The 26,562-nt window shown below is 64.6% G+C and carries 21 protein-coding genes and 2 pseudogenes; 16 read left to right on the top strand and 7 right to left on the bottom strand.

Translation table 11 applies throughout. The features are described from left to right. The 4 genes from K675_RS30390 to argJ all read left to right on the top strand — a co-directional run. On the top strand, positions 1 to 217 hold a 217-nt coding region (locus tag K675_RS30390), incomplete at its 5' end, for a hypothetical protein (protein ID WP_037006305.1). 15 nt (positions 218 to 232) lie between these two features. Beyond that, complete coding sequence (locus K675_RS0104690) at positions 233 to 1,060, top strand: GNAT family N-acetyltransferase (protein ID WP_157383905.1); 828 nt, start codon at positions 233 to 235, stop codon at positions 1,058 to 1,060. Positions 1,061 to 1,079: 19 nt separating this feature from the next. After that, a complete protein-coding gene (locus K675_RS0104685) occupies positions 1,080 to 2,537 on the top strand; it encodes a class I adenylate-forming enzyme family protein (protein WP_017902351.1) in 1,458 nt (485 codons plus the stop codon). Then, on the top strand, positions 2,534 to 3,691 hold the full coding sequence (gene argJ / locus K675_RS0104680; protein ID WP_017902350.1) for a bifunctional glutamate N-acetyltransferase/amino-acid acetyltransferase ArgJ: 1,158 nt from the start codon (positions 2,534 to 2,536) through the stop codon (positions 3,689 to 3,691). Before K675_RS0104685 ends, argJ begins: the two co-directional genes overlap by 4 nt. A 135-nt stretch (positions 3,692 to 3,826) precedes the next feature. On the opposite strand, the gene K675_RS0104675 is transcribed toward argJ, so the two are convergent. Then, complete coding sequence (locus tag K675_RS0104675) at positions 3,827 to 5,509, bottom strand: AMP-binding protein (protein WP_017902349.1); 1,683 nt, start codon at positions 5,507 to 5,509, stop codon at positions 3,827 to 3,829. 234 nt (positions 5,510 to 5,743) lie between these two features. Between K675_RS0104675 and K675_RS0104670 the strand changes: the two genes are divergently transcribed. The 6 genes from K675_RS0104670 to K675_RS0104645 all read left to right on the top strand — a co-directional run bounded on the left by K675_RS0104670 (position 5,744) and on the right by K675_RS0104645 (position 10,653). After that, the gene (locus K675_RS0104670) at positions 5,744 to 6,199 is read left to right on the top strand and encodes a type IV pilin protein (RefSeq protein WP_017902348.1); all 456 of its coding nucleotides are present in this window, start codon (positions 5,744 to 5,746) and stop codon (positions 6,197 to 6,199) included. Beyond that, positions 6,199 to 6,663: a pilus assembly FimT family protein gene (locus K675_RS0104665; protein ID WP_017902347.1), complete on the top strand. Its 465-nt coding sequence runs from the start codon at positions 6,199 to 6,201 to the stop codon at positions 6,661 to 6,663. The genes K675_RS0104670 and K675_RS0104665 overlap by 1 nt, the downstream gene beginning before the upstream one ends. Continuing rightward, a complete protein-coding gene (locus K675_RS0104660) occupies positions 6,647 to 7,054 on the top strand; it encodes a hypothetical protein (protein ID WP_017902346.1) in 408 nt (135 codons plus the stop codon). The genes K675_RS0104665 and K675_RS0104660 overlap by 17 nt, the downstream gene beginning before the upstream one ends. After that, the gene (locus tag K675_RS0104655) at positions 7,051 to 7,788 is read left to right on the top strand and encodes a PilW family protein (RefSeq protein WP_017902345.1); all 738 of its coding nucleotides are present in this window, start codon (positions 7,051 to 7,053) and stop codon (positions 7,786 to 7,788) included. Before K675_RS0104660 ends, K675_RS0104655 begins: the two co-directional genes overlap by 4 nt. Before the next feature lie 11 nt (positions 7,789 to 7,799). After that, positions 7,800 to 9,965 (top strand): hypothetical protein, encoded by a 2,166-nt coding sequence (locus K675_RS0104650; RefSeq protein ID WP_020481036.1) that lies wholly within the window; start codon positions 7,800 to 7,802, stop codon positions 9,963 to 9,965. A gap of 229 nt (positions 9,966 to 10,194) precedes the next feature. Then, positions 10,195 to 10,653, top strand: coding sequence for an REP-associated tyrosine transposase (locus K675_RS0104645; protein ID WP_017902344.1), 459 nt, complete (start codon positions 10,195 to 10,197; stop codon positions 10,651 to 10,653). A 173-nt stretch (positions 10,654 to 10,826) separates the two neighbouring features. Here K675_RS0104645 and K675_RS33520 read toward each other — a convergent pair. The 3 genes and pseudogenes from K675_RS33520 to K675_RS0104635 all read right to left on the bottom strand — a co-directional run. Continuing rightward, positions 10,827 to 10,913: pseudogene (locus tag K675_RS33520) on the bottom strand (dienelactone hydrolase family protein); the annotation flags it as partial. A gap of 154 nt (positions 10,914 to 11,067) precedes the next feature. Beyond that, positions 11,068 to 11,775, bottom strand: a complete 708-nt coding sequence (locus K675_RS0104640) for a dienelactone hydrolase family protein (RefSeq protein ID WP_017902343.1) — start codon at positions 11,773 to 11,775, stop codon at positions 11,068 to 11,070. A 119-nt stretch (positions 11,776 to 11,894) separates the two neighbouring features. Next, positions 11,895 to 13,535 carry a glycosyltransferase family 39 protein gene (locus K675_RS0104635; protein ID WP_026144928.1) on the bottom strand — a complete coding sequence of 547 codons (1,641 nt, stop codon included), beginning with the start codon at positions 13,533 to 13,535 and terminating at the stop codon, positions 11,895 to 11,897. A 243-nt stretch (positions 13,536 to 13,778) separates the two neighbouring features. Between K675_RS0104635 and ggt the strand changes: the two genes are divergently transcribed. Both ggt and K675_RS0104625 read left to right on the top strand, forming a co-directional pair. After that, a complete protein-coding gene (gene ggt, locus K675_RS0104630) occupies positions 13,779 to 15,605 on the top strand; it encodes a gamma-glutamyltransferase (protein ID WP_017902341.1) in 1,827 nt (608 codons plus the stop codon). A gap of 129 nt (positions 15,606 to 15,734) precedes the next feature. Then, on the top strand, positions 15,735 to 17,189 hold the full coding sequence (locus K675_RS0104625; RefSeq protein WP_017902340.1) for an ArnT family glycosyltransferase: 1,455 nt from the start codon (positions 15,735 to 15,737) through the stop codon (positions 17,187 to 17,189). Positions 17,190 to 17,247: 58 nt separating this feature from the next. Here K675_RS0104625 and K675_RS0104620 read toward each other — a convergent pair whose 3' ends face one another. After that, positions 17,248 to 17,583 (bottom strand): hypothetical protein, encoded by a 336-nt coding sequence (locus K675_RS0104620; RefSeq protein WP_017902339.1) that lies wholly within the window; start codon positions 17,581 to 17,583, stop codon positions 17,248 to 17,250. Positions 17,584 to 17,711: 128 nt separating this feature from the next. Beyond that, positions 17,712 to 18,386, bottom strand: a complete 675-nt coding sequence (locus K675_RS0104615; RefSeq protein WP_232434394.1) for a histidine phosphatase family protein — start codon at positions 18,384 to 18,386, stop codon at positions 17,712 to 17,714. A gap of 426 nt (positions 18,387 to 18,812) precedes the next feature. Here K675_RS0104615 and K675_RS34050 point away from each other — a divergent pair. After that, positions 18,813 to 19,832, top strand: a pseudogene (locus K675_RS34050) (methyl-accepting chemotaxis protein); the annotation flags it as partial. Between the two features lie 39 nt (positions 19,833 to 19,871). Next, positions 19,872 to 20,735 (top strand): methyl-accepting chemotaxis protein, encoded by an 864-nt coding sequence (locus K675_RS34045; protein ID WP_420066322.1) that lies wholly within the window; start codon positions 19,872 to 19,874, stop codon positions 20,733 to 20,735. Between the two features lie 148 nt (positions 20,736 to 20,883). Here K675_RS34045 and K675_RS0104605 read toward each other — a convergent pair whose 3' ends face one another. After that, positions 20,884 to 22,800, bottom strand: a complete 1,917-nt coding sequence (locus K675_RS0104605) for a sigma-54-dependent Fis family transcriptional regulator (protein WP_017902336.1) — start codon at positions 22,798 to 22,800, stop codon at positions 20,884 to 20,886. Between the two features lie 432 nt (positions 22,801 to 23,232). On the opposite strand from K675_RS0104605, the gene exaC reads away from it, so the two are divergent. Further along, on the top strand, positions 23,233 to 24,753 hold the full coding sequence (exaC, locus tag K675_RS0104600; RefSeq protein ID WP_017902335.1) for an acetaldehyde dehydrogenase ExaC: 1,521 nt from the start codon (positions 23,233 to 23,235) through the stop codon (positions 24,751 to 24,753). A 207-nt stretch (positions 24,754 to 24,960) separates the two neighbouring features. Next, on the top strand, positions 24,961 to 26,331 hold the full coding sequence (eat, locus tag K675_RS0104595) for an ethanolamine permease (RefSeq protein ID WP_017902334.1): 1,371 nt from the start codon (positions 24,961 to 24,963) through the stop codon (positions 26,329 to 26,331). Positions 26,332 to 26,562: the final 231 nt, after the last annotated feature.

Below are 26,562 nucleotides of genomic sequence, written 5' to 3'. Positions count from 1 at the left end.
GGCCTGGGGCCAGTGGCTGCCGTTGCTGGCCGGCAATGGCCGCTACAGCAGCGCCGACGATGCGCTGTTGTGGCAGCGCGACGTCGAAGGCAGCACCTGGGCGTCCCAGTCGGCCGCCTGCATAGCCCTGGGTCCTGGGCAATCGCGGTTCGACTTCAGCGCTGCGCCACTGGACCCGACCAGTTGGCGCAACCTGTCTTCCTCCTCACATCATTAGAACGAGCATGCAGCCTTGAACATCCAACCTCTTGCGCCAGAACACTATCCCCAGTTGCTGAGCTTCATCCGGCAGTCGGACGACGCCGACGCCCAACTGTTCCTCACCGGAGCACTGAGCACCCCGGCCGAGCACCTGCAGGTTTTCGTGCACCGGGACGGCTATCGCCTGCTCGGGGCTGTCGCCCTGCTGCCGAGCCTGCCACCATTCGCCGTACCGGTCATCCTGGCAGCCGGCCGCCCCGACAGGGCATTGCTGGATTCCGTCGCCACAAACCATGCCAGCCCGCAGATGGCCATTGGGCCCAAGGCCGTCCTGGAGTGCCTGGTCGATCACTGGCCAGCCAACTGGTTGCCGTTGATCGGCCGACGCGACGAAGTGCTGCTCAAACAGTTCGACACGTTTCCAGCCAGCTTGAACCCGGCGCTCACCACCCGCCTGGCAGGGCCCGAGGATGAATCGACACTGGTCGATTACCGGATCCAGATGGAGAAGGACTCCGGCGTCAAGCTGGTTTCCAGCCGGGAGCAGGCGACCCGGACAGTCCGCCAACTCACCCAGCGCCAGGCCCTGCATGTCGTCGAGGTGGACGGTCAACTGGGTGGCTGTACCGCTCTGACCAGCCAGGATGAACAGCATGAGCAGTTGGGATTCATCTTCGTCGAGGCCCGCCACCGGCTACGGGGTGTTTCGGACAAGCTGCTGAGTGACGTGTGCGCCGGTGTCCACCGGCGCCAGCGCAAGCCGCTGACGTTTACTTGTGTCAACGGACCACTGCGCCATCGCCTGGGCGAGATCGGTTTTCGCACGGTGGGCGAGCACCTGAAGCTGTATTTCGGCTGACCAACCGGAGAGACCGCCCATGTTCCTGCAACAGTTCCTGAAAGTGGCCGCACGCCACTCATCTCTCCCGGCCGTCATCGACAGCCACGGCAAGGTCACCCGTTATGGTGAATTGCGCGAAGACATTGATCACCTGCGCGCGCGCCTGCATGCCGCGGGCCTGCGTGAGGGAGACGTGGTCGTGACCCAACTGGCCAACAGCACCGGCTATGTGGCGTTGCTGTTCGCCTTGGCCAGCCTCGGGCTGGTGCACTGCCCGGTGAACGTGGCCAGTAGCACCGAGCACCGGGCGATGCGCCTGGCACAGGTCGGCGCCAAGGTGCTGGTCACCGAGTCGGGCAACCTGCCGGCGGGCCTGGACGTACCAGGCTTCGCCCTGTACACCCCAGAACGCATCAGCCTGGAGCTTCCCGCCGACCCGGAGCGTGCCGGGCTGATGCGCATGCAGGAAACATCCGGCAGCACAGGTACGCCGAAGCTCAGCCTCTGGCGCCAGGACCGCCTGTTTCGGGAGATCCTGCACTGGGTCGAGTGTGCCGGGCTCGATGCCAACGCCCGCTATCTGAACATTCATACTCTCGATGGCGGCCATGCCGTGGACCTGCATGTGTTCCCGGCCCTGCTGACCGGAGCCACGCTGTACCTGGGCGAAGCGGCTCTGGTCGACGCCACCCTGCGCACGCTCGACGAGCAGCGCATCAGCGTCATGAGCGCACTGCCCTCGCAGTACCTGGAACTGGCGCAGGCGGCGCAACTCTCGGGTGTCCGCCTGCCGGCGCTGACCCTGCCGTTCTGCGGAGGCGCCTACCTGGACGATCAAGTCGTGCGGGAGGCCGAGCGCTGCCTGGGTATCCACATCAAGCGCATCTATGGCTCCACGGAGTTCGGCATGATCCTCGCCAACTTCGCGCCAGACCTGCAAACCGGTTGCGGCATGCACCCGGTCGGTGACGTCGAGGTAACGCTGGCCGTCCTCGACCCCGAACAACCGGAAGTCGGAGAAGTCATCGCACGCTCCTCGCACAGGGGCTCGGGCTACTTCCCTCTGGCGGACCATACGCAAGAGGACGAAGCCTATGCCACAGGGGATATCGCCCGACGCCTTGCCGACGGCAGCCTCATGCTGCTAGGACGTGCGAACGATGCCCTGCTCACCGCAACCGGCACGCAATTCGCGCCGGCCCTGGAAGGGCACCTCGCCCAGGCCCTGAAGGTCGAGCGGGTGGTCGTGCTGGTCGATCAAAGGGATAATCGCCGCGCCCATGTGGTAGTGCAGGCCAACACCACCCCGAGCCCTGAGTGGCAACCGAAGCTTGTTGCAATGCTCGATTCCCTGGACATTGCCGCTGGCATCGCCGTGCTCGAACGGATACCGTTGACGCCCACCGGCAAACCGGACCGTGCGCGCCTACGCAGGCAACTTGGCGCATCGCACACGGGCAAGGAAACCATCATTCATCTGAAGGACCTGACATGAGCGACACAGACATCCAGCCGCAAGGCTTTCGCAGCATCATCGCCAACCTGGGTATCAAGGACAGCCGTGACGACTTCATGGCCGTCATCTCCGACGTGCCGGCCAACATCAGCGCCGTGTTCACCCAGTCGCGCTTCGCCGGCCCGAGTGTCACCCTCTCCCGCGAAGTCGCCCGGCGCGATACCGCACGGGGTGTCGTGGTGATCGCACGCAACGCCAACGTCGCCACCGGCCCGGAGGGGCTGGCCAATGCCCTGGAAGTGCGCGCCGGGGTAGCCCGGGCGGTGGCGGTCGACCCGCTGGACCTGGTGCTCGCCTCGACCGGTGTGATCGGCCGGCAATATCCGATGGAGAAGGTTCGCGCCTTCCTGGGCAACCCGCCCGCGTTGCAGCCCACCGATTTCCAGCGCTGCGCGGCGGCGATCATGACCACCGACACCCACGCCAAGCACGCCGCCCGCAAGGTCGGCAACGCGAGTCTGGTGGGTATCGCCAAGGGCGTGGGGATGATCGAGCCGAACATGGCCACCCTGCTGACGTTCTTCTTCACGGACGCGAAGATCGCCCCCGACGTACTGGACGCGATGTTCCGCCGGGTGATCGACAAGACCTTCAATGCCCTGAGCATCGATACCGACACGTCCACCAGCGACTCGGCGGCGATCCTCGCCAACGGGCTGGCGGGCGAGGTGGACCTGGCCGAGTTCGAACAGGCCCTTTACGACATCGCCCTGGGACTGGTGCGCATGATTGCCTCGGACGGCGAAGGGGCGAGCAAGGCACTGGAGGTGCAGGTCACCGGGGCCCGCGATGATGCCCAAGCCAAACGGGTAGCCAAGGCCATCGTCAACTCTCCGCTGGTCAAGACGGCGGTACATGGCGCTGACCCGAACTGGGGCCGTGTGGCCATGGCGATCGGCAAGTGCGAGTCGGAGCACGACATCGACCCGGACAAGGTACGTATCGTGTTCGGCACCACCGAAGCCTATCCGCGACAACTGGGCGAGGCGGGATTGCTGGCGGTCAAGCGCTATCTGCAAGGCAAGGACGTGCTGATCTCGGTGGACCTGAACATCGCCGATGGGCAATTCACAGTCTATGGTTGCGATCTTTCGGAAGGCTATATCCGTATCAATGCCGATTACACGACCTGAAACATCAGGGGCAATCAACCGCTGACCCTGGTCGCGAGGACGTGGGGTCAGCGTTGCCGCGATAGGCTGTCGGGCCGAGGCGGTGCGGGGTGCCACGGCAATGTCTGCACCCTGCGCGACGACCGGTCGCGCCCCTTACCCCGCTCTTTCCGTCGCCAACCGCTCCAGACTCATCTCCCGCATCCGAAACTTCTGTACCTTCCCCGTCACCGTCATCGGAAACGCCTCCACGAACAGGAAATGCCTCGGCACCTTGAAGTGCGCAATCTTCCCCTTGCAGAACGCCTTCAACTCTTCATCACCCGCGCTATGCCCCGGATGACACTTCACCCACGCCACAATCTCCTCGCCATACCGCTCATCCGGTATCCCGATCACCTGCACGTCCGCCACCGCCGGGTGCCTGAACAGAAACTCCTCGATCTCCCGCGGGTACACGTTCTCGCCCCCGCGAATGATCATGTCCTTGTTGCGCCCGACAATGCTCACGTACCCCGCTTCGTCCATCACCGCCAAATCGCCGGTGTGCATCCAGCGTGCGCCGTCGATGGCCTGGTCGGTGGCCTCGGCGTCGTTCCAGTAGCCGAGCATCACGCTGTAGCCGCGGGTGCACAGTTCACCGATCTGCCCGCGCGGCACGATGCGCCCGGCTTCGTCGATGATCTTGCTCTCCAGGTGCGGCTGGGTGCGGCCGACGCTGGCGACGCGGCGCTCCAGGTCGTCATCCGCTGCGGTCTGGGTCGACACCGGGCTGGTCTCGGTCATGCCGTAGGCGATCTGCACTTGGGCCATGTGCATTTCGCCGATCACCCGTTTCATCACTTCGATCGGGCAGGTGGCGCCGGCCATGATGCCGGTGCGCAGGCTGGACAGGTCGAATTCGGCGCGGCGCGGGTGGTCCAGCTCGGCGATGAACATGGTCGGCACGCCGTACAGCACGGTGGCGCGTTCCTCGGCCACCGCCTGCAGGGCGGTCAGCGGGTCGAAGGCGTCGCCCGGGTAGATCATGGTGCTGCCGTGGGTCAGGCAGCCGAGGTTGCCCATGACCATGCCGAAGCAGTGGTACAGCGGCACGGGGATGACCAGGCGATCCTGCTCGGTCAGACCCAGGCTTTCGCCGACCAGGTAGCCGTTGTTGAGGATGTTGTAATGGCTGAGGGTTGCGCCCTTGGGAAAGCCGGTGGTGCCGGAGGTGTATTGGATGTTGATCGGTTCGTCGAACTGCAGTTGGGCGCTGCAGGCGCGCAGGTCTTCGACGGCGACACACTCGGCGCGCTCCTGCAGCGCCGTCCAGCCGAGCATGCCGGCGGCCGGGCTGCGGCCCAGGCTGATCACCCCGCGCAGTTCCGGGAGCATGCGGCTATGCAGAGCGCCCAGGGCGCTGCCGGCCAGTTCCGGCAGCAGTTCGCCAAGCATGGCGTGGTAGTCGCTGGTCTTGAAGGCGTCGGCGCAGATCAACCAGCGGCAGCCGGAATGCTTGAGCGCGTATTCCAGTTCGCTGACGCGGTAGGCCGGGTTGATGTTGACCAGGATCACCCCGACCTTGGCGCTGGCGAACTGGCTGATGCACCACTCGGCGCAGTTCGGCGCCCAGATGCCGAGGCGGTCGCCCGGTTGCATGCCGATCGCCAGCAGCGCGCGGGCGCAGCGCTCGACCTGTTCGGCCAGTTGCGCCCAGCTGTAGCGCACCTGCTGGTGGCGCACCACCAGCGCCTCGCGCTCGGCGAAGCGCGCCACGGTCTGGTCGAAGGCGGCGCCGATGGTCAGGGTCAGCAGGGGCTTGTCCTGCTGGCCTCGGGTGTAGCTGGGTGAAGTCATGGTGTCCCCTCGATCTTGTCCTTATATGCCGTTCTGGCAGGGAGGCCTTGCCTGCAAGTGCCAACCAGTGAAGTACAAAACCGCGAGGGACGCGAAATCCAACAGCGAGACTCAGCGGACCGCCGCAGCAAAAATGTTACCCAACGGTAGTGGGGGCAGTCACCGAAACGTTACGCAATAGTGGCATAATGCGCCCCGCCCACGAGGTCCCCGGAACACATCGGTCAAACGTCCATGAAACACAATCCAGCACAGTCGGGTTTCACCCTGGTGGAACTGATGGTCAGCGTCGCCGTGGTCGCCATCCTGGCCGCCATCGCCGTTCCGACCTACAGCAGCTACGTCAACAAGAGCACGATCAAGGCGGCCCAGGCCGACCTGGTCGCCTTGAGCCTGAACCTGGAAAACACCTATCAGAAGCAACTGGTGTATCCGACCGCCACCGCCAGCGGCACCACCCAGATCCAGTGTGCGCTGATCGGCACCCCATCGCCCTGCACCAGCCCGTCGTCGGGCTGGCAGCCGAGCCAGTCGGGCAAGTTCAACTACTCGATCAGTTCCACCTCGACCACCTATACCGTGACCGCGACCGGCAACGGCGGCGCGCTCAACGGGTGCACCATCACCCTGGACCAGAGCAACACCCGCAGCATCACCTCGTGCAGCTCGTACAACGGTAGCTGGCTGTAATGCGCTGCCGCGGCTTCACCCTGGTCGAACTGATGATCACCGTCGCCCTGCTCGGCCTTATCCTGATGGTGGGCGTGCCGCTGACCCAGTCCTGGACCAACAGCAGCTACCAGCGCGATGCCGCCGGCCTGCTCAAGCAGGGCATCAGCCGGGCCAAGGCCACCGCGCTGCGCAACCAGGGCGCCGTGCAGGACAGCGCGCCCGCCGCCGTGCTGTGTCGCTCCGGACAGAGTCTCAAGCTGTTCCGGCTCAACGCCGGGCAGTCCATCGACTGCACCACGACCAACCAACCGGTGTGGAGCAGCACGATTCCGGCGGTCGCGGGGATCAAGGTCGCCGGGGTCGACATGGCCTGCGTCGCCTTCAGCAACCGCGGCCTGGCGGTCAGCGGCAACGCCTGCAGCACTGGCACGCTGCAGGTCACGGCGGGCAGCGAGAGTTCGGTCGATGTCCCGCTCATTTAAGCTGCGCAGTCGCCAGCGCGGCGATGTCCTGCTCGAATCACTGATCGGCGTCCTGTTGATGGCGACCATCGGCCTGGGCATCACCTATGCCTCATCGCGGGCGGCGATCAGCCAGCGCGACATGAAGCTGCAGAACATCGTGGTCAACCAGATGCGCAGCCTGCTGGAGCAGAATGGTGCGCTGCTGTGCTCAAAAAGTTCGATAACCATCTCCATCCCGACTCAGACTGACCCCGTGCCGATCACCGCGACCTGCACCAGCGCTCCGACCGTCACCGTCGGCACCAGCACCCTTACCGGCGGCACGCCACAGAGTACGGTGGTGCTCACCACCCGTTCCAAGGACAGCAGCCTGTTCGGTGGCATCATCCGGGTCGGAGACGAATCTTGAACCGCCCGCAGCGCGGCTTCACGCTGATCAGCCTGCTCGTCGGCACGACCATTTCCCTGATCAGCATCCTGGCCATGCTCGCGCTGTACAAGAACGTGGTCTACAACTCGCTGGCGTCGGTCCAGAGTTCCCGCCAGGACGGCCAGGTGGCCTCGGCGCTGATCACCGCACAGCGCGAGCTGATGAATGCCGGCTTCTGGAGCGGCAGCGCCACGGCGCGGGCCACCTCCGACATCGACAACAATTTCATCCTGCTGTCCGGCGCGCTGCTGAGCAACGGTACCCTGACCGGTACCGCCACCGCCCAGACCAGCTTCCCGACCCTGACCAGCACGGCACCGAACGGCATCAGCGGCAACGCGATCGTCTGGTCCTACCAGACCAGTTCCACCGCGACCGCCAGTTGCGCCGGCTTGCTGATCAGCAACGGCGCCTTGCTCAGCCTCAAGGCGGCGGCCAGTTGCACCCAGGCGTCGACGCAATGGGGCAGCACCACCTGGACCAGCACCACGCTGATCGAAAGCGGCCAGGGCAATGCATCACTGGCGGTCGGTTTCGCCACCTGCTGGCCCTACGGCCGGACCACCGACACCACCAATACCGCTTATCGGTTGCAAGTCAGCCTCACGGCCAACAACAGCACGCTTGATCCCAACAGCACCGACCCACAGCCGGCGTATGTGAAAAGCAAGGCGACGGCCTGCCTGATCAACTTCGAAAAACCCACTTCCTGACCGAGCGCCCGATGCCTGCACCCGCGTTTTCCCGTTCGACGCGCGCTTCCCAGCGCGGCATGGCCGCTACCCTGATGATCCTGTTCGTCGGCATGGCCCTGAGCGTGACCGCCCTGAACATGATGTACGGCATCGGCGGCGCCCAGCAGCAACAGATGGCGGCCCATGCCGCCTCGCCAGCGGAGTCGCGGGTATGGAGTGGCGTGGAATGGGTGCGCCTGTACCTGCAGGGGCAACTGACCCAGGACAGCACCCTGGCCAATGTCACCGTCGGCAACCTGCCGATCAGCGACCCCAAGCTCACGGCCCAGATCAACTCCAAGGTTCCCAGTGGCGGCAGTACCCTGGTCACAGCGACCATCACCGCCAAGAGCAACCTCGCCTCCAACACCCTGCAGGTAGTCTATGTGCTGACCCCGGCCAGCACCACCGCACCGACGACCAGCGGCACACTGCCACCGGCGCTGCAGTTCAACGGTGACTTCAGCTATACCGGTGGCAGCCTGTCGATCACCAACGGCACGACCCTGGCAAACATCGTCGTCAACGGCATATTGAGCATCTCGAGCGGTTCCAAGGCCTATGTCTCCGGGTGCGCCAAGGGTGGTATCACCCTCAGCGGCGGAGGCATCGCGGACAACGCGACATTGAATACCGAGGGGACATTCAAGCTGAGTTCAAGCAGCACACCGGTCAATCTGACGGTGGGCGCCAAGTCCATCAACATCCAGCAATCGGGCGGCAGCTACGTGGCGATCCAGGCCGGTGCCTTCAAGGCCAACGTGCTGTCGGGCAGCTCGACCATCGGTACCGCGCTGGTCGGTGGTACGAGAAACAGCGACAACTCGATCACCGCCGCCAGCAATGGCACCGCGCTGATCACCCTGAATTCTGGCGCGATCTATATCCTGGACCAGAGCAAGGCCACGCAGTCGGCCGGGGCAATCAGCACCGGTGGCGCGCAACTGATCTCCGGCACCGGCACCCTGCCCGCCAGCATCTCGTTGAGCTACAACTCGATCTATGGAGGTGACGTCATCTTCCAGACCGGCACCGTCGGCACCTTCTGGGGCGACGCCCTGACAATGCAGGGTTTCAGCGGTACCTACAACCTGCTCAAGGCCAACAGCGACGTCTCGATCCTCACCGCCAACGTCGGCAAGTTCCAGGGTGGCGGCAACCTCAAGGTGACGCAATGGAACACGCCGACGTTCAGCACCGCCAGCCAGATCGCCGGCAGGGTGCTCAACCAGGACGGCACGGTCTACACCGGCAACACCATAGCCAACCTGACACCGAACGTCGCCGGTGCCTCACCCGGCCTACCCGGCGTGCCGTACTGCAACATCACCGCCACGGCAGTGGATGTGGCGCCGCTGAAAAGCCAGGCCAACTACGTGTTCTCGTTCTCCGGGAACACCCCGATGCTGACCATCCAGAACGTCAAGACCGCCGCGGGCACCACGGTTTCCGCCGGCCCCTACAACCTGGCGACCACCGACCTGCGTACCCTGCTGGGCAGCAACTTCATGATCTGCAACTACGGCAACAGCACCTGCGGCAACGGTGCGACGCCAGGCAACGGCTGGAACCTGACCGGCATCACCGCGTTCCCGCCCGGGGTGTTGTGGTTCGACGGCAGCGTGACCTTCAACGGCGTGCAGAGCATGAGTCGCCTGACCAACACCGTGCTGACCACCGGTGACGTGACCCTGACCAGCAGCGGCATGGTGCCGCTGTACTCGCCGAACTTCTCCGGCTACTCGAACCTGTGCACCGGCTCGTTCTACCCGACCAACCTGTGCAACAAGAGTGCGTCGCCACCGGGCCTGACCACCTGGACCGACTCGTCCAACGTCACGCACAGCGGCCTGCCGATCGGCAACATCGCGATCGAGGCCAACGGTGGCCTGTCCACCAGCGGCTGGACGCTCTACGGCAACGTGATCCTCGGCGGCCTGGTCAGCACCTCGGGGGCCACCACCAACATCAAGGGCTCGCTCACCACCGGCAACAACAGCCCCAGCCCGACCACCATTTCCCAGGGTGGCATCGCCATCGACGTTTCGTCGGTGACCGGTGACCAGACCATCACCACCCCGTCGACGCCCGGCACGGGCAGTGGTGGCAGCTCGACCCAGGCGACGACCCGGGTGCGCTGGGTGCGGGCGTACTGAGGATCGGGAATTCGCGGTGGTCTGTTCGCGGATAAATCCGGCTCCCACAGTTTTGCGGCGTACACAGGCTTTGCGCTCAACGCGATCACTGTGGGAGCCGGATTTATCCGCGAAAGGGCCACCGCCAAACCCACCCGTTCCCCACGAAACATCCCGTGCCATTGAATGGACCGCCTGCCCGAGCCAACTCCTGTAGTTTTCAGGATTTCAGGCACCGGGAGCTTCATGGATGATTGCACGGTTCAGGTCCCACAAAATCCGCAAGGGCCGGTACTCGCAACCGGGTGGCATCTATCTGTTGACGGTGGTTTCAAGGAACCGTGAACCGTTTTTCAGGGATTTCAGCCTAGGGCGTCTATTGGTGCATGGTTTTCGTCGGGCCGAGATGGAGCGCTTGGCGCGCTCCCTGGCCTGGGTGGTGATGCCTGATCACTTTCACTGGTTGGTCGAACTGCAGGATGCACCGCTCGACGAGTTGGTTCGCAAGACCAAGTGCCGGGCGACTCATGCGATCAACCAGCGATTACAGCGTACCGGCCCACTCTGGCAGAGCAGTTTTCATGACCGGGCAATACGTCGCGAGGAGGATCTGCAGGCGGTGGCGCGTTACATAGTGGCTAATCCGCTGCGGGCCGGATTGGTCGATCGGGTTGGAGATTATCCGCTATGGGATGCTATCTGGCTTTGAGTGGTGTGGCCTGTTCGCGGATAAATCCGGCTCCCACAGTTTTTCGGCGTATACCGGATTTGCGCTCAACGCGATCACTGTGGGAGCAGGATTTATCCGCGAAAGGGCCACCACCTTATCCCCCGCTTCCAGGCCTTCCCACGCGGAGCGTGGGAACGATCAGTGGCAAGGGATCAGTTCTGCCAGAGGGTCTTACCGAAGAATGTCAGGCTGCGGTCCCACGCCAGCTGCGACCAGACCGGATCTAACTGAGTGCCAGCGTACTGACACCCCCAGAACACTTCCCCCCTACACCGATCGTTCCCACGCTCCGCGTGGGAATGCAGCCCGTGACGCTTCGCGTCACCAGGGCGGACGCCGAGCGGCCTGGGAGGCGTTCCTACGCTGAGCGTGGGAACGATCAGTGGCAAGGGATCAGTTCTGCCAGAGGGTCTTGCCGAAGAATGTCAGGGTGCGGTCCCACGCCAGCTGCGACCAGACCGGGTCGAACTGGGTGCCGGCGATACGACCCGTGCCCACGGCCGTTTCGTTGGCGAAGGCATGGTGCGCCAGGTAACGGTGGAAGGTCGCATCGACGCCGGCCTCATGCAGCTTGGCCTCCAGCGCATCGACGGTTTCGATCGCGAAGAACAGGTCCTGGGTGCCCCAGTGGCCGAGCAGCGGCGCCTTGATCGCCGAGGCGTCGAGGTACTCCAGCGGTGGAAAGCCGTACCAGACCACGCCGGCCGTCAGTTCCGGAATCGCGTTCAGCGACAGCAGGGTCAGCGCACCGCCCATGCAGAAGCCGGTCACGCCGATGTTCTTCGTGTAGCCACCCAGATACTGCACGGCACCGCGAATGTCCTGGGCAACCGCTTCGGCGAAATCGAGCTTGCTCATCAGATGATGGGCTTCTTCCTCTTCCACCGTGGACTCACCGCGGTACAGGTCCGGTACCAGTGCCAGGTACCCGCTGGCCGCCAGGCGATCGGCCACGCCACGGATCTGGTCGTTGAGGCCCCACCACTCTTGGATGACCACGATGGCCGGGGCGCCTTCCAGCTTGGCCGGGCGGGCCAGGTAGCCGCTGACTTCGCGGCCGTCCGGACGTTTGAAGCTGACCAGGTTGTTTGCTTGGGACATGGGTTCGTCACCTCGAATCGGATTGAAGGGAATCGGACCCGATTAAAGCCCCATGTCAGGGCAATGGCGAGCACTATTTGAGCGAGCCGCCCGGCAGGGAACCTGAGCGGACCGCCCCCTCACTTCAGCTCGAACACCAGGCACGGATTGCCGTTGAAGCGCCCTTCGAAGGCCGGCTCAGCCCTCTCCAACGAAGTGCCCGCCAGCAAGCCCCGCTGCTTGCGCGACAGGATCACCCAGGCCGGACGTGGCAGCGAATCCAGGTTGACGACATCCTTCGCGGCGATGAACAGCGGCCTCTCGTCATGATCCAGGTTCATCATGTAGCGCACCGCCCAGGTGTCCTGGCCCATGTCGAGGAACACCAGCGGCCCCGGCTTCGCCGCCCGCAGGTGTTCGACCGGTTCGACGAAACCGCGGGTGTCGAACTCCAGGTCCTTGGCCGGCTCGACCACTTTCACCAGCAGCAGCCACTGGGCGGCCAGGGCGATCAGGCTCAGCAGCACCAACCGCCGTCCCGGCTCGGTGGACTGCTTCAGCCAGAGCCTGGCCGCGAGAACCTGCAACACCACCAGCACGCCGACCAGCAACGGCAACGACACCGGCGGCCAGAACCCGTGCTTGAGCCAGGAATGGCGCAGGACGAACACCACGACAATCCCCAGCCCCGGCAGCAACGCCACCAACCCGATATAGAGGCGCCGTGCCCCGATCAGCCAGCCTTGCGCATGCAGCAGCCCATGGGCCGCCACCGCCGCGAACATCGGCACCATCGGCAGGATGTAGTAGGCGCGCTTGAAGTGCGGCACCGACAGGCCCAACAGAATCATCAGGCCGCAGGCCCCCAGTCGCAGGACCAGTTGCACCTCGCTGTCTCGATCACGCAGCGACCACTTGTGGCGCAGCGCGATCAGCGTTGCCAGCGCCAGCGGCACCACCGGGAAGTAGCGGTAGAGGCTGAGTTGGAAGTAGAAGAAGAACGGCTCGCCACTTTCCCCCAGGCGCCCACCGATCTGCATGGTGTAGACCTGCCTGGCGAAATCCTCGCCGCCGCTCAGCCGGGCCAGGCTCACCAGCGCCCACCAGCAGGCCCCCAGCAACAACAGGCCGACCGCACCGTAGCCCAACACCCGGCGCACGATCTGCAGCGTCTCGGCCCGCGAGCGGGAAACGCCCATGGCCCAGTAGACACAGGCCACGCCACAGATCTCGATCAGCCCCAGCGGCCCGCGAATGAAGAAACCCAGCATGAACAGCGGGAACACCGCATATTGCCGCAGCCGCGAGCCCAGGCGCTCGCCCGTGTGCAGCAGGTAGAAACAGGCCAGGCACAGCAGGGACGTCACCTGGTCCAGGCACACCGAGCGGGACTTCTCCAGCAGTTGCGTCGTCAGCGCGGTCAGCAGCACCGTCAACAGGGCCCAGGTACGACCGGACGGCGCCAGCAGCCGATATGTCATCGCCAGCACGCCCGCCGAGGCCAGCGCGGTGGGCATGACATTGGCCAGGTGATTCGGCGCGCCGAACAGCCGGGCGAACAGATAGCTCAGGAAGGTCGCGGTGCCCGGATAATCGGGATACGGCTCGCCATAGGTGGTGGCGAAAAAGGCCGGGCCATGGCGGAACATTTCTTCGAGAAACAGCCACCAGCGCCCGTCGAAGCCCTGGGCCGTCTGGTCCCAGATGCCAAGAGTGAAGAGCAGCAGGGCAGCCAGGAAGATCGACAGCGATTCGAGGTTAAGGCGTTTTTCGTGGGCCATCGACATACGATTCATCCGCAACGACAGGGTGGACGGGCAAACGCCAATGGTGCCGTCCGGAGCGCTGAATGCAGCCTGAACGAAGACCAGAACCTGCGCGACTGGGAATCCTTCTCGCCCGTGACCCGTGCGGTGCAGTCGAGCCTGCGAATCCGTCACGCAAGCCCCTGGAGCCGGTTGTGCTATCCCCGACTCCTGGCACCCTCTATAGTCCCCAGTCAGTCCAAGGTAGGAGCCTACGCAGTGCACTCCAGAATCACTCCCCTCCACCACTCCCTTCGTACCCTGACTCTCGCTCTTTCGCTGGCCCTGTTCAGCGCCCCGAGCCATGCCAAGGCCTTGCCCGACGCCCCGGAGATCGCCACCGGGTATCGCGGCGGCATGCTCACCCGGCATGCGAGCAAGCACATGGCCGCCGCCGCCAACCCGCTGGCCGCCGAAGCCGGACGCGAGATCCTGCGCCAGGGCGGTTCCGCCGTGGATGCGGCGATTGCCATGCAGGCCGTGCTGACCCTGGTCGAACCGCAGGCCACCGGGATTGGCGGCGGCGCCTTCATCATGGTCTGGGACGGCCAGCAGGTGCACGCCTATGACGGCCGTGAAACCGCTCCGGCCGGCGCCAACGAAAAACTGTTCCTGAACGCCGATGGAACCCCGATGGCCTTTACCCAGGCGCAGATCGGTGGCCGTTCGGTCGGTACCCCCGGCGTGATGCGCGCCCTGGAGCTGGCCCATCGTCGCAACGGTCGGCTGCCCTGGGCCAAGCTGTTCGAGCCGGCAATCCGCCTGGCCGAGCAGGGTTTCCCGATTTCGCCGCGCCTGCACAAGCAGATCGCCGCCAGCCCGTTCCTGCCGGAATCGCCGGCCATGGCCGCGTACTTCCTGGAACCCGATGGCCGCCCGAAAGCGGTCGGCACGACACTGAAGAACCCGGCGTTGGCCGCAGTGCTCAAGCGCATCGCCAGCGAAGGCGGCGACGCGCTGTACAAGGGCCACATCGCCGAGGAGATCGTCGCGGCGGTCAATGGCAGCGCCAACCCCGGCAGCCTGTCGCTGGCCGACCTGCAGGGCTACCAGGCCAAGGAGCGCACGCCGATCTGTTCCGACTACAAGCGCTGGAAACTCTGCGGCATGCCGCCGCCCTCGTCGGGCGCTATCGCCATCGCGCAGATCTTCGGCACCCTGCAGGCGCTGGAGGCCCGCGACAAGCGCTGGGCGCTGCCGGCACTGCCGCCCCTGAAAGCATCGACCGCCGCCGGCCTGGAACCCCGCCCGGAAGCCGTACACCTGATCGCCGAAGCCGAGCGACTGGCCTATGCCGACCGCGGCCTGTACGTGGCCGACAGCGATTTCGTACCGGTACCGGTGGCCGGCCTGATCGACCCCGCCTACCAGGCCGAGCGCGCCCGGCTGATCAGCGAACGCAGCCTGGGCAAGGCCGAACCCGGCGTGCCGAGCGGCGTACAGGTGGCCCTCGCCCCCGACCGCTCGCCCCTGCGCATCTCCACCTCGCAGATCGTCGCCGTGGATGACCAGGGTGGCGCCGTGTCCATGACCACCACGGTGGAAAGCTCGTTCGGTTCGCACCTGATGGTCGGGGGCTTCATCCTCAACAACCAGTTGACCGACTTCTCGTTCATCCCCAGCGAAAACGGCAAGCCGGTGGCCAACCGCGTCGAGCCGGGCAAGCGCCCGCGCTCGTCGATGGCGCCGACCCTGGTGTTCGACCGTCAGAACGGTGAATTCCTCGGTACCGTCGGTTCGCCGGGCGGCTCGCAGATCATCGAGTACGTGGCCAAGACCCTGGTCGGCCTGCTGGACTGGAAGCTCGACCCGCAGGCCGCGATCAACCTGCCCAACTTCGGCAGCCGCAACGGACCGACCGAGCTGGAGCCGGGCCTGTTTTCCCCACAACTGATCGACACGCTGAAGAAACAGGGGCATGAGGTCAACGAACTGGAAATGACCAGCGGCACCCAGGCGATCATGCGCGCGCGTGATGCCCAGGGCCGCACGTTCTGGGCCGGTGGCGCCGACCCGCGGCGCGAAGGCGAGGCGCTGGGCGACTGACGCGCAGGGACGATGGCGGGCCCGCCCAGGCCCGCTACACAGTCCTTCACAATTTATTAAGATATTCCTCCGTATAGTGCCGGGTCATCTGGAGGCCTCAGGGCCGACTTTCCTTTCGCCGGTACCCCCATGCGCACGACACGTCCCGTTATCCTGCTGTTCCTGCTTGGCTGCCTGTTGTTCTTCTTTGCCCTGGGCAACCATGAGTTGCAAGGCTCCACCGAGTCCCGGGTGGCCGGGATCGCCATGGAAATGCACCTGAACGACGACTGGATCACCCCGCGCCTGCTGGGTGACCCGTTCCTGGAAAAACCACCGCTGAGCCTCTGGCTCGACGCCACCGCGATCAAGCTGCTGGGCGGCACACCCCTGGCGGTGCGCCTGGCTTCGGCGTTCGCCGGACTGTTCACGGTGCTGGCGCTCTACGCATTCATGCGCGGGATCGGCCGCCCCACTCTGCTGGCCTGGGCCGCCGCCGCGATGCTGATGACCATGGCCAGCTACCTGGGCAACGCCCGCCAGGTCGGTGAAGACGCCATTCTCAGCCTCGGCGTGTCGCTGGCGCTGTTCGCCTTCTTCCAGGCCAACGAGCAACGCAAGCGCCAGGCCGCCACTTCCGGGAGCTGGCTGGCGTTCCTGGTCGGCATCGCCATCGCGACCCTGACCAAGGGCGTACTGGGGCTGGCCCTGCCGGGCGTGGTGATTTTCTTCTACCTGGTCAGCGAGAGCCTGGTCGACAAGCGCTTCACCCTCGGCAACTGGCTGCGCCCGGCGCTGTTCACCCTGGTGGGGCTGATCCCGCTGCTGATCTGGCTGAAGCTGCTGTACGGGCAGGGCGGCACCGATGCTGTCCGTGAAGTGCTCTGGGCCAACAGCGTCGGCCGCTTCAGCGGCTCGTTCACCGCGGCCGGCCACTATGAGCCCTTCTACTATTACTTCGCCAAGTTGCCGGAGGCTTTCCTGCCGTGGAACCTGCTGGTGTACCTGGGGCTATGGCACCTGCGCAAGGAATTGGTACGCAAGCGTCACCTGTTGTTTGCCTGTGTCTGGTTCCTGGCCCAGTTCACCCTGCTGACCCTGGCCTCGAGCAAACGCATGGTGTACATGGTGTCCATGGCGCCCGCGGCCGCCATCATCGCCGCCGAGTACAGCGCGTTGATGCTCGCCTGGCTGCGCCGGCGCTCCGCCACTTCGGCGTTCAGCCGCCGACTGGTCGAGCAGCGTCGTCCCCTGGCCTCGGCGCTGCTGGCCGTGGTCGTCTGCGGTTACCTGGTGGCCGCCTGGCGCGCGCCACTGGCCGATCGCAACACCTCGTTCAAGCCGGTCACCGACCAGGTCATCGCCCTGCAGGCCAGCGGCAAGCAGGTGGCGCTGTACCAGCCGGACGAACGTCTGGCCTCGACGGTGTTCTACACCCAGCGCCAACAGGCGGTGGTGCAGACCCAGGAGCAACTGGATGCGTTCCTGGAGGCCTCGCCGGACCATGTCGCGGTGGCCCAGAACCAGCAGCCCGATGCCTCGCACAAAGTCCTGGCCACCGTCACCATCGGCGGCAAGCGCACCTACTACTTTTACACCCGCTGACCCTTGCGGACATAAAAAAACGGCGCTCCTGGAGCGCCGTTTTTCATGGGGCGGGTGCTTACTGAACGTTCTTCAGCTTGACCACGTCGCCGGACACCTTGGTGGTGTAACCGGTCAGGACCCAGGCCCAGAACCAGTTTTCCTGGACCTGGGTATTGATCAGTGCGTCACCGCCCTTGGCCTGGATGGCAGCGGTCTGGGCACGGACGAAACGGTCGTTCTGACGGATCGGGATCACGCCGAACAGCAGCATGCCAGTAGCGGTCGCTTCGCTGTGACCGATCACGGTGTACTGGTTGCTGTCCAGTTGCCGGGTTTTCATCGCCGTGCCGGTGCAACCGCCCAGCGCCAGGGTGACCAACAGGGAGGCGGCGATCTTGCTCGCGTATTTCAAGGGATAACTCCATGGGAAAAACCCCGGGAGTCATTTCCCGGGGACGCCTACTGTAAAGGGGATGGCGGCAAACTCAAATGTTTCATCGAATGCCTTGAGGCTGGGGCCAGGCGATTCGCGGCGTTGCCCTAGGGCTTGAACACCTGTGGCCAGTCCGGGGCTTCGATGTAGCCCATGACCTTCGGTGCCTGACCGGCCGAATGTTCGGTCAGGAACAGCGCCATCCCGTAACCGGGGGAAGGCATGGAGAAATTCATGGCGTCTTCCAGTGCGCCCATGCATTCACTGTGGGTGACCAGCACCAGGTTGCGCCCCGGCACCTTGTAGCGGCGAATGTCGCGCAGCAGGGTCTTGCGGCAATCGAACAGCCAGTTCTGGGTGCTGCTGGCCTGATTGAACATGTAGTTGGAAGTCTGCACGGCACGGATCAAGGGGCTGTTGTAGATATCCGTCCTGGACAGGCCGAGCCTTTCGAAGCGCGCGCCCAACGCCACCGCCACGTCGCGCGCGCGGTCGGTGATACCGTCGGGCTCGGCCAGGCAAGGCGCCCTGGAGCGATCGCAACGCTCGACATGGCGTACCAGCACCACCATTTCGCCCCGGGCCCACCCCGCCGTCAGCGCCATCGCGCTATGATTGCCAGCCTGGGCCAGATCGGCAACGGCAGTAGGTCGCAGAATCAACAGCGTCACGGGAATGACAAACAGCGCTGCCAGCAATACCACCAGGGCGTTCCTGTACCTGGCGAGGCGGTTGAGTTCGAACGAGCGCTTCACCCAGCTATACGGAAGTCTTGATTCCACGTTCGGCTGCCTCTGCGAAAAAAGGCCGGTTGAGTAGGCAATGTCGGCGACGCTACAGCATAAAAATGACAACTGAGCCTTGGGCCTCATTGCCGCTGGAGAAACCGCTTCCCTGCCTGCTGCAAACTCATTCGACCACAGAGCCTAGGTTCGTGAAGGTCGCGTCGCGGTGAAAGGAATGTGAAAATTTCCTCAATCCGCGACCTTGATCGGCCCAGCCAAAAGATCCCGACGAAACGTCAATCCCCCGAAACGCCTGACTCCCCGCAAGAAGTTACAATCTGTGAAGCATCTTCCCCGAGAAAATCCTTTCAGCTATCGGCCCTATCGCCGATACAGCCCTTACGAACAAATTCAGCTGGCACCAATAACAACACCTTCCAGCCACCCGACGAGCAAGCAATACCAAGTTACTGGAGGAATTCAATGAATAGCTGGTTTGGCAATATCAGCGTCAATCTGAAACTGGGCCTGGGCTTCGGCCTGGTCCTGGCGCTGACCACAATCCTGGCGCTGACCGGCTGGACCAGCCTGGGCGGTCTGATCGACCGCAGCAACTGGATGAGCGACATCACCCAGCTCAACGCCTCGCTGACCAAACTGCGTGTGGCCCGCCTGCAATACATGCTGACCAACGGCGACGAAACCGCCGCGCAGAACGTGCAGGTCAACCTCGACGCGTTCATCGCCCAGCAGCAGAAACTGCTCAACAGCTTCAAGAGCCCGGAAAACGTCAAGCTGCTCAAGGAACAGGCGGCGACCATCACCGCCTACCAACAGTCGCTGAACAAGATGCGCGAGGCCTACCGTAACGGTAACGGTGCTCGCCAGAGCATGAGCGACACCGCAGAGGTCGTGCAGAAACTGATCGCCACGATCCACGACAACGTGCTGCAGATGGCGCCGGGCGAAGACAACCGCTTCGAACGTTACCAGGCCATCATCCGTGCCAAGGAGCAATTCCTGCTGACCCGCTACGAAGTGCGTGGCTACACCGGCAACAGTAACCCGGAGACCGAACAGAAGGCTGCCAATCAGCTGAACGAAACGATTGCCGGCCTCAAGCAACTGGCTGAGCAATTCAGCAGCAGCCAGCAGCGCGAACTGCAACAGCTGGAAACCGGCCTGGCCAACTACCGTACGGCCGTGCTGGCCTACAAGCAGGCCACCAACGACGTCGTGCAGGCCCGCAAGGAGATGACCGACCAGGGCAACAGCATCGTCTCGCTCAGCGAGCAGCTGTACCAGATCCAACTGGACCGCCGCGACAGCGAAAGCGCCCAGGCCCGCAGCCTGCAACTGGGCAGCACCCTGCTCGCGCTGCTGGTCGGCATTCTTGCCGCGGTGGTCATCACGCGCCAGATCACCCGTCCGATCCAGGAAACCCTGGGCGTGGTGGAGCGTATCGCCTCCGGCGACCTGACCCATAACCTGGTGGTCACCCGCCGGGACGAGTTGGGCGTATTGCAACAGGGCATCCAGCGCATGGGCGCCACCCTGCGCGACCTGATCGGCGGCATTCGTGATGGCGTGACCCAGATCGCCGCGGCGGCCGAGGAGTTGTCGGCAGTGACGGGAGAGACCAGCGCCGGGGTCAACAGCCAGAAGGTCGAGACCGACCAGGTGGCCACCGCCATGCACGAAATGACCGCGACCGTGCAGGAAGTCGCGCGTAACGCCGAAGAAGCCTCGCAGGCCGCCGCCGCCGCCGATGGTGAAGCCCGTGCCGGTGATCGGGTGGTCGGCGAGGCCATTGCCCAGATCGAACGCCTGGCCAGCGAGGTGGTGCGTTCGACCGAAGCCATGACCGTACTGCAACAGGAAAGCGACAAGATCGGCAGCGTCATGGACGTGATCAAGGCCGTGGCCGAACAGACCAACCTGCTGGCGCTCAACGCCGCCATCGAAGCAGCCCGTGCCGGTGAAGCGGGCCGTGGTTTCGCGGTGGTCGCCGACGAGGTTCGCGGCCTGGCCCAGCGCACCCAGAAATCCACCGAGGAAATCGAAGGCCTGGTGGCGGCCCTGCAGAGCGGCACGCAGCAAGTGGCGGCGGTGATGAACAACAGCCGCTCACTGACCGACAGCAGTGTCGAGCTGACCCGCAAGGCCGGGGTCTCGCTGGAGAGCATCACTCGCACGGTGTCGAACATCCAGTCGATGAACCAGCAGATCGCCGCGGCGGCTGAAGAACAGAGCGCGGTGGCCGAAGAGATCAGCCGCAGCATCCTCAGCGTTCGCGACGTCTGCGAGCAGACCGCGGCCGCCAGCGACGATACCGCCGCCTCCAGCGTGGAACTGGCGCGCCTGGGCAGCCAGTTGCAGACGATGGTCAGCCACTTCCGGGTCTGACCTGATCGGAACGGTGCCTCGATCGTTCCCACGCTCCGCGTGGGAATGCCTCCCAGGACGCTCGGCGTCCGCTCTTGTGACGCAGAGCGTCACGGGCTGCGCTCCCACGTGGAGCGTGGGAACGATCAAGTGGCCACAAATCCCGCGCCTAGCGGGCGATCCCGTGCTTGCGCAGCTTTCTGTACAGGGTATTGCGACTGACACCCAGTTGCCCGGCGGTATTGGTCATGTGCCAACGCTGCTGCTCCAGGGCATGGAGCAGGGCCAGGCGCTCGGCATCTTCCAGCGGGTGTGCACCAGCCGGCTCAGGCCCCTCCTTCTCCACCTGCGGACGAACCTGGCGAATCATCGCCGGCAGATCCTCGACCCCGATCCGCCCGCCCTCGCACAGCGCCACCAGGGTGCGCAGCACCGTGCGCAACTGCCGGACATTCCCCGGCCAGGCAAAATCCAGCAGGGCCTGGCGCGCCGCCGCCTCGATCGACACCGCTTGCCCGGCCGCCTCCTGCGCCAGCAGAAAGTCCAGCAGCCGGGATTTGTCGCCACGCTCGCGCAAGGCCGGCAGTCCGATCTCCAGGCCATTGAGCCGGTAATACAGGTCTTCGCGGAAAGCACCGTCCTGCACCCGCTCCAGCAGATGGCGGTGAGTCGCACTGATGATCCGCACGTTGACCGCCTCGGGCTCGCCGCCGATCGGCACCACCTGCCGATCCTCGAGCACCCGCAGCAGACGGGTCTGCAGCGCCAGCGGCATGTCGCCGATCTCATCGAGAAACAGCGTGCCGCCATCGGCCTGCTGCAGCTTGCCGCGCATGCCCTCCTTGCGTGCGCCGGTAAAACTGCCGCCGCGATAACCGAACAGCTCGCTCTCGATCAGGCTTTCCGGGATTGCCGCGCAATTGAGCGCGACGAAGGGCTTGTCAGCACGCTGGCTGGACTGGTGCACCGCCTTGGCGAACGCCTCCTTGCCCGAGCCGGTTTCGCCATTGATCAGCAGCGGTACATCGCGCTCGAAGACCCGCAGAGCCTTGCGAAAATCATTTTGCAGGGTCTCGTCGTCCAGACAGATGTCGGCCCGGGCCACCCGCTCGGCCACCATCGCCGCCGGCACCAGCGGTTTGGGCACGCTGCGCGGCTGGCCGCGCAGGACCGCGAACAGGCTGCGCCCGTCACGGGTACGCAAGGGCCAACTGGCGCTGGCCTGGGCACTGGCACGGCCGAGCAGCTCATCCAGCGAACAGTCGAAAAACGCTTCCACCGGCTGCCCGAGCAAACGGTCACGGCCAGACCCGAGCAGGTTCAGCGCGCTCTGGTTGACCGCACAGATCCGCCCTTCTCCGTCGAACGCCAGCAGCCCCTCGCTGAACAGGCCAACGGACTCGGCCTGCAGATGAAAACGCAGCAACCAGTGCTTGTCGTAATGCCGCAGGAAATAGCAGCTCTCGATCATCTTCGCCGACAGGTTCACCAGGGCCATGGTGTGGAACTGGCTCTGCCGGGACACGTCCGGACGGGCCGAGGAAACATCCAGCACCGCCAGCAACTCGCCCTGGGGGTCGAACACCGGGCTGGCCGAGCAGGTCAACCCCGTGTGGCGGCCGCGAAAGTGCTCGCCCTGGTGAATGGTCAGCGCCTGGCGCTCCACCACGCAGGTGCCGATGCCGTTGGTGCCCTCGCAGGCCTCGCTCCAGTCCGCGCCGAGCCAGAGCCCGGCACGCTCGAAGATCTTGCGCTCGGCGGGGGCGGTGACACAGTTGAGGATCACCCCACGGGCATCGGTCAGCAACACCGCATGCCCGGCTCCAGACAACTGCTGGTGCAGGCTGGTCATCTCGTTGCCGGCGATCTGCAACACCTGGCGCAAGCGTTCGCGGCTTTCCAGCAGGCGGCCATGTTCGAGCACGGTCGGAGCGATGCTCTGCGAGGGATCGAGGTGATAGTCCTCCAGGCAACGCAGCCAGGAGCGGGCGATCGACGGGTCACTGCCCGGCCCGCCGCTCAGGGCCTTGCCCTGGGTCACGGTGAGCACCTGCCGGGCGTGACGACTCAGATGGTTGTTCTGCATTTCTTATTGTTCTCCTCCTGTAGAACCGCTCGATACCCACCCCGGCCTGTGGGAGCCGGCTTGCTGGCGATGAACGATAACGCGGCACCACCTGACACACCGCAGCGTCTGAATCGCCAGCAAGCCGGCTACTACAGGGCTTCGTGGTGTCCGAAACATCTTGCACATCCACCCGCGCCAGCATCCTCCTGCACGGCGAGCATTGCAATCTCTGCGCGACCGCCAAGTCACAGGCTGTGCCACAGACGGTACAAAGTGTCACCTGCCGCTGTACCAGCCCTGCCACAACCCAGCAGCTCTCGCTGCGTTTGAGCAAGGCGAGGCCCCGTCATAGAGCGCTTTCAACGCACTGGCCCGACCTTTGCTCTACGCTTGATCAGACGCTGAACCGCGCACTCCCCAATAAGCACAAAAGCCAAGGAGACACACACCATGCGTTATGCCCACCCTGGTACCGCCGGCGCTATCGTTTCGTTCAAGGCCAAGTATGGCAACTACATCAATGGCGAGTTCGTCGCGCCGGTCGACGGGCAGTACTTCACCAACACCTCGCCGGTTAACGGCAAGCCCATCGCCGAATTCCCCCGCTCCAACGCCAAGGATATCGACAAGGCCCTCGACGCCGCCCATGCCGCCGCCGACGCCTGGGGCAGCACCTCGGTGCAGGCGCGCTCGCTGATCCTGCTGAAGATCGCCGATCGTATCGAACAGAACCTGGAAACCCTGGCGATCACCGAAACCTGGGACAACGGCAAGGCCGTGCGCGAAACCCTCAACGCCGACATCCCGCTGGCCGCCGACCACTTCCGCTACTTCGCCGGCTGCCTGCGCGCCCAGGAGGGCAGCGCCGCCGAGATCGACGGCAACACCGTGGCCTACCACATCCATGAACCACTGGGCGTGGTCGGCCAGATCATCCCGTGGAACTTCCCGCTGCTGATGGCCGCCTGGAAACTCGCTCCGGCCCTGGCCGCCGGCAACTGCGTGGTGCTCAAGCCCGCCGAGCAGACGCCGCTGGGCATCTGCGTGCTGCTGGAACTGATCGGCGACCTGCTGCCACCGGGCGTGCTGAACGTGGTGCACGGTTTCGGCAAGGAGGCCGGCGAAGCCCTGGCCACCAGCAAGCGCATCGCCAAGATCGCCTTCACCGGCTCGACTCCGGTCGGCTCGCACATCATGAAATGCGCCGCCGAGAACATCATCCCGTCCACCGTGGAACTGGGCGGCAAGTCGCCGAACATCTTCTTCGAAGACATCATGCAGGCCGAGCCGAGCTTTATCGAAAAGGCCGCCGAAGGCCTGGTGCTGGCGTTCTTCAACCAGGGTGAAGTGTGCACCTGCCCATCCCGCGCCCTGGTGCAGGAGTCGATCTACGACGAATTCATGCAGGCGGTGATGAAGAAGGTCGAGCAGATCAAGCGCGGCGACCCGCTGGACACCGACACCATGGTCGGTGCCCAGGCGTCCGAGCAACAGTTCGACAAGATCCTCTCGTACCTGGAAATCGCCAAGCAGGAAGGCGCGCAACTGCTGACCGGCGGCCAGGTGCAGAAGCTCGAAGGCGACCTGGCCAGCGGTTACTACATCCAGCCGACCCTGCTCAAGGGCAACAACAAGATGCGCGTGTTCCAGGAAGAAATCTTCGGCCCGGTGGTGAGCATCACCACCTTCAAGGACGAAGCCGAAGCCCTGGCCATCGCCAACGACACCGAGTTCGGCCTCGGTGCCGGCCTGTGGACCCGCGACATCAACCGCGCCTACCGCGTCGGCCGCGCGATCAAGGCTGGTCGCGTCTGGACCAACTGCTACCACCTGTACCCGGCGCACGCCGCGTTCGGTGGCTACAAGAAGTCCGGCGTCGGTCGTGAAACCCACAAGATGATGCTCGACCACTACCAGCAGACCAAGAACCTGCTGGTGAGCTACGACATCAATCCGCTCGGGTTCTTCTAAACCCCTGAAGACCATTCGCTGGCAAGCCAGCTCCCACAGGGCCCGGCGCCCATCACCCTGTGGGAGCGGGCTTGCCCGCGAAGAGGCCCTCCCTGCCCCCCCAAATAACGCCCGGCCACACCGGCCCGGGCCCTGCGTGCGTGCTCCACAGAGAATCGACACCCGAAAGTCCAACAACCGAACAATAAGAAAGACAAGCGAGGACTTATGACTGCCCAAACAGAACTCAAACCGACCCTCGGCACCCTGCACCTGTGGGGCATCGCGGTCGGCCTGGTGATCTCCGGTGAATACTTCGGCTGGAGTTACGGCTGGGGAACCGCCGGGACCCTGGGCTTCCTCGTCACCGCCCTGCTGGTGGCGACCATGTACACCTGCTTCATTTTCAGTTTCACCGAACTGACCACCGCGATTCCCCATGCGGGAGGCCCCTTTGCCTACAGCCGCCGGGCCTTCGGTGAAAAAGGCGGGCTGATCGCCGGCATCGCCACCCTGATCGAATTCGTCTTCGCCCCACCGGCCATCGCCATGGCCATCGGCGCCTACCTCAACGTGCAGTATCCCGGCCTCGATCCGAAGATCGCCGCCGTCGGCGCCTACATCGTCTTCATGACCCTGAACATCCTCGGCGTCAGCATCGCGGCGACCTTCGAGCTGGTGGTCACCGTGCTGGCGGTGGCCGAACTGCTGGTGTTCATGGGCGTGGTCGCGCCGGGCTTCAGCTTCAGCAATTTCGTGCTCAATGGCTGGTCCGGGTCGAACACCTTTGGTATCGACGCCATTCCCGGCATCTTCGCGGCCATTCCCTTCGCCATCTGGTTCTTCCTCGCCATCGAGGGCGCGGCCATGGCCGCCGAGGAAGCCAAGGACCCCAAGCGCACCATTCCCAAGGCCTATGTCAGCGGCATCCTGACCCTGGTATTCCTGGCCATCGGCGTGATGGTGATGGCCGGCGGCGTCGGCGACTGGCGCCAACTGTCGAACATCAACGACCCGCTGCCCCAGGCGATGAAGGCCGTGGTCGGCAACAACTCGACCTGGATGCACATGCTGGTGTGGATCGGCCTGTTCGGCCTGGTGGCGAGCTTCCACGGGATCATTCTCGGCTACTCGCGGCAGTTCTTCGCCCTGGCCCGCGCCGGCTACCTGCCGCAATCGCTGGCCAAGCTCTCGCGGTTTCGCACGCCGCACCGGGCGATCCTCGCCGGCGGGGTGGTCGGCATCGCGGCGATCTACAGCGACGGCCTGGTCAACCTGCAGGGCCTGAGCCTGACGGCGGCAATGATCACCATGTCGGTATTCGGCGCCATCGTCATGTACATCATCAGTATGCTCAGCCTGTTCAAGCTGCGCCGCAGCGAGCCGAACCTGGAACGGACCTTCCGCGCGCCGGGCTACCCGATCGTGCCCGGCATCGCCCTTGCATTGGCCCTGGTCTGCCTGGTGGCGATGGCCTGGTTCAACACCCTGATCGGCCTGATTTTCCTCGGTTTCATGGTGGCGGGCTTCATCTACTTCCAGTTGACCGCCAGCCAGCGCTCGCAAGCGCCGACGGACGCTATGCTGACCGGTAACTGAGTTGCACCAGGGCGGGGCGTCTACCGCCCCGCCATCGAACACCACTGAGCTGTAGGAGCAGGGCTTGCCCGCGAATGGGATCCTGAGATCGCCAGAAGCTTCGCGGACAAGCCCCGCTCCTACGGATTACAACGCCAGCCCCTTGTGGCGAGGGGGCTTGCCCCCGTTGGGCTGCGTAGCGGCCCTGAAACCAGCGACTGCGCCGTACCAGACAGAACAGGCGCTCAGGTT

Source organism: Pseudomonas fuscovaginae SE-1, from assembly GCF_000364705.1.
Classification (GTDB): Bacteria; Pseudomonadota; Gammaproteobacteria; order Pseudomonadales; family Pseudomonadaceae; genus Aquipseudomonas; species Aquipseudomonas fuscovaginae_A.
Note: the sequence above shows the minus strand (reverse complement) of the source record. Positions and strands in the feature narration are given on the sequence as shown.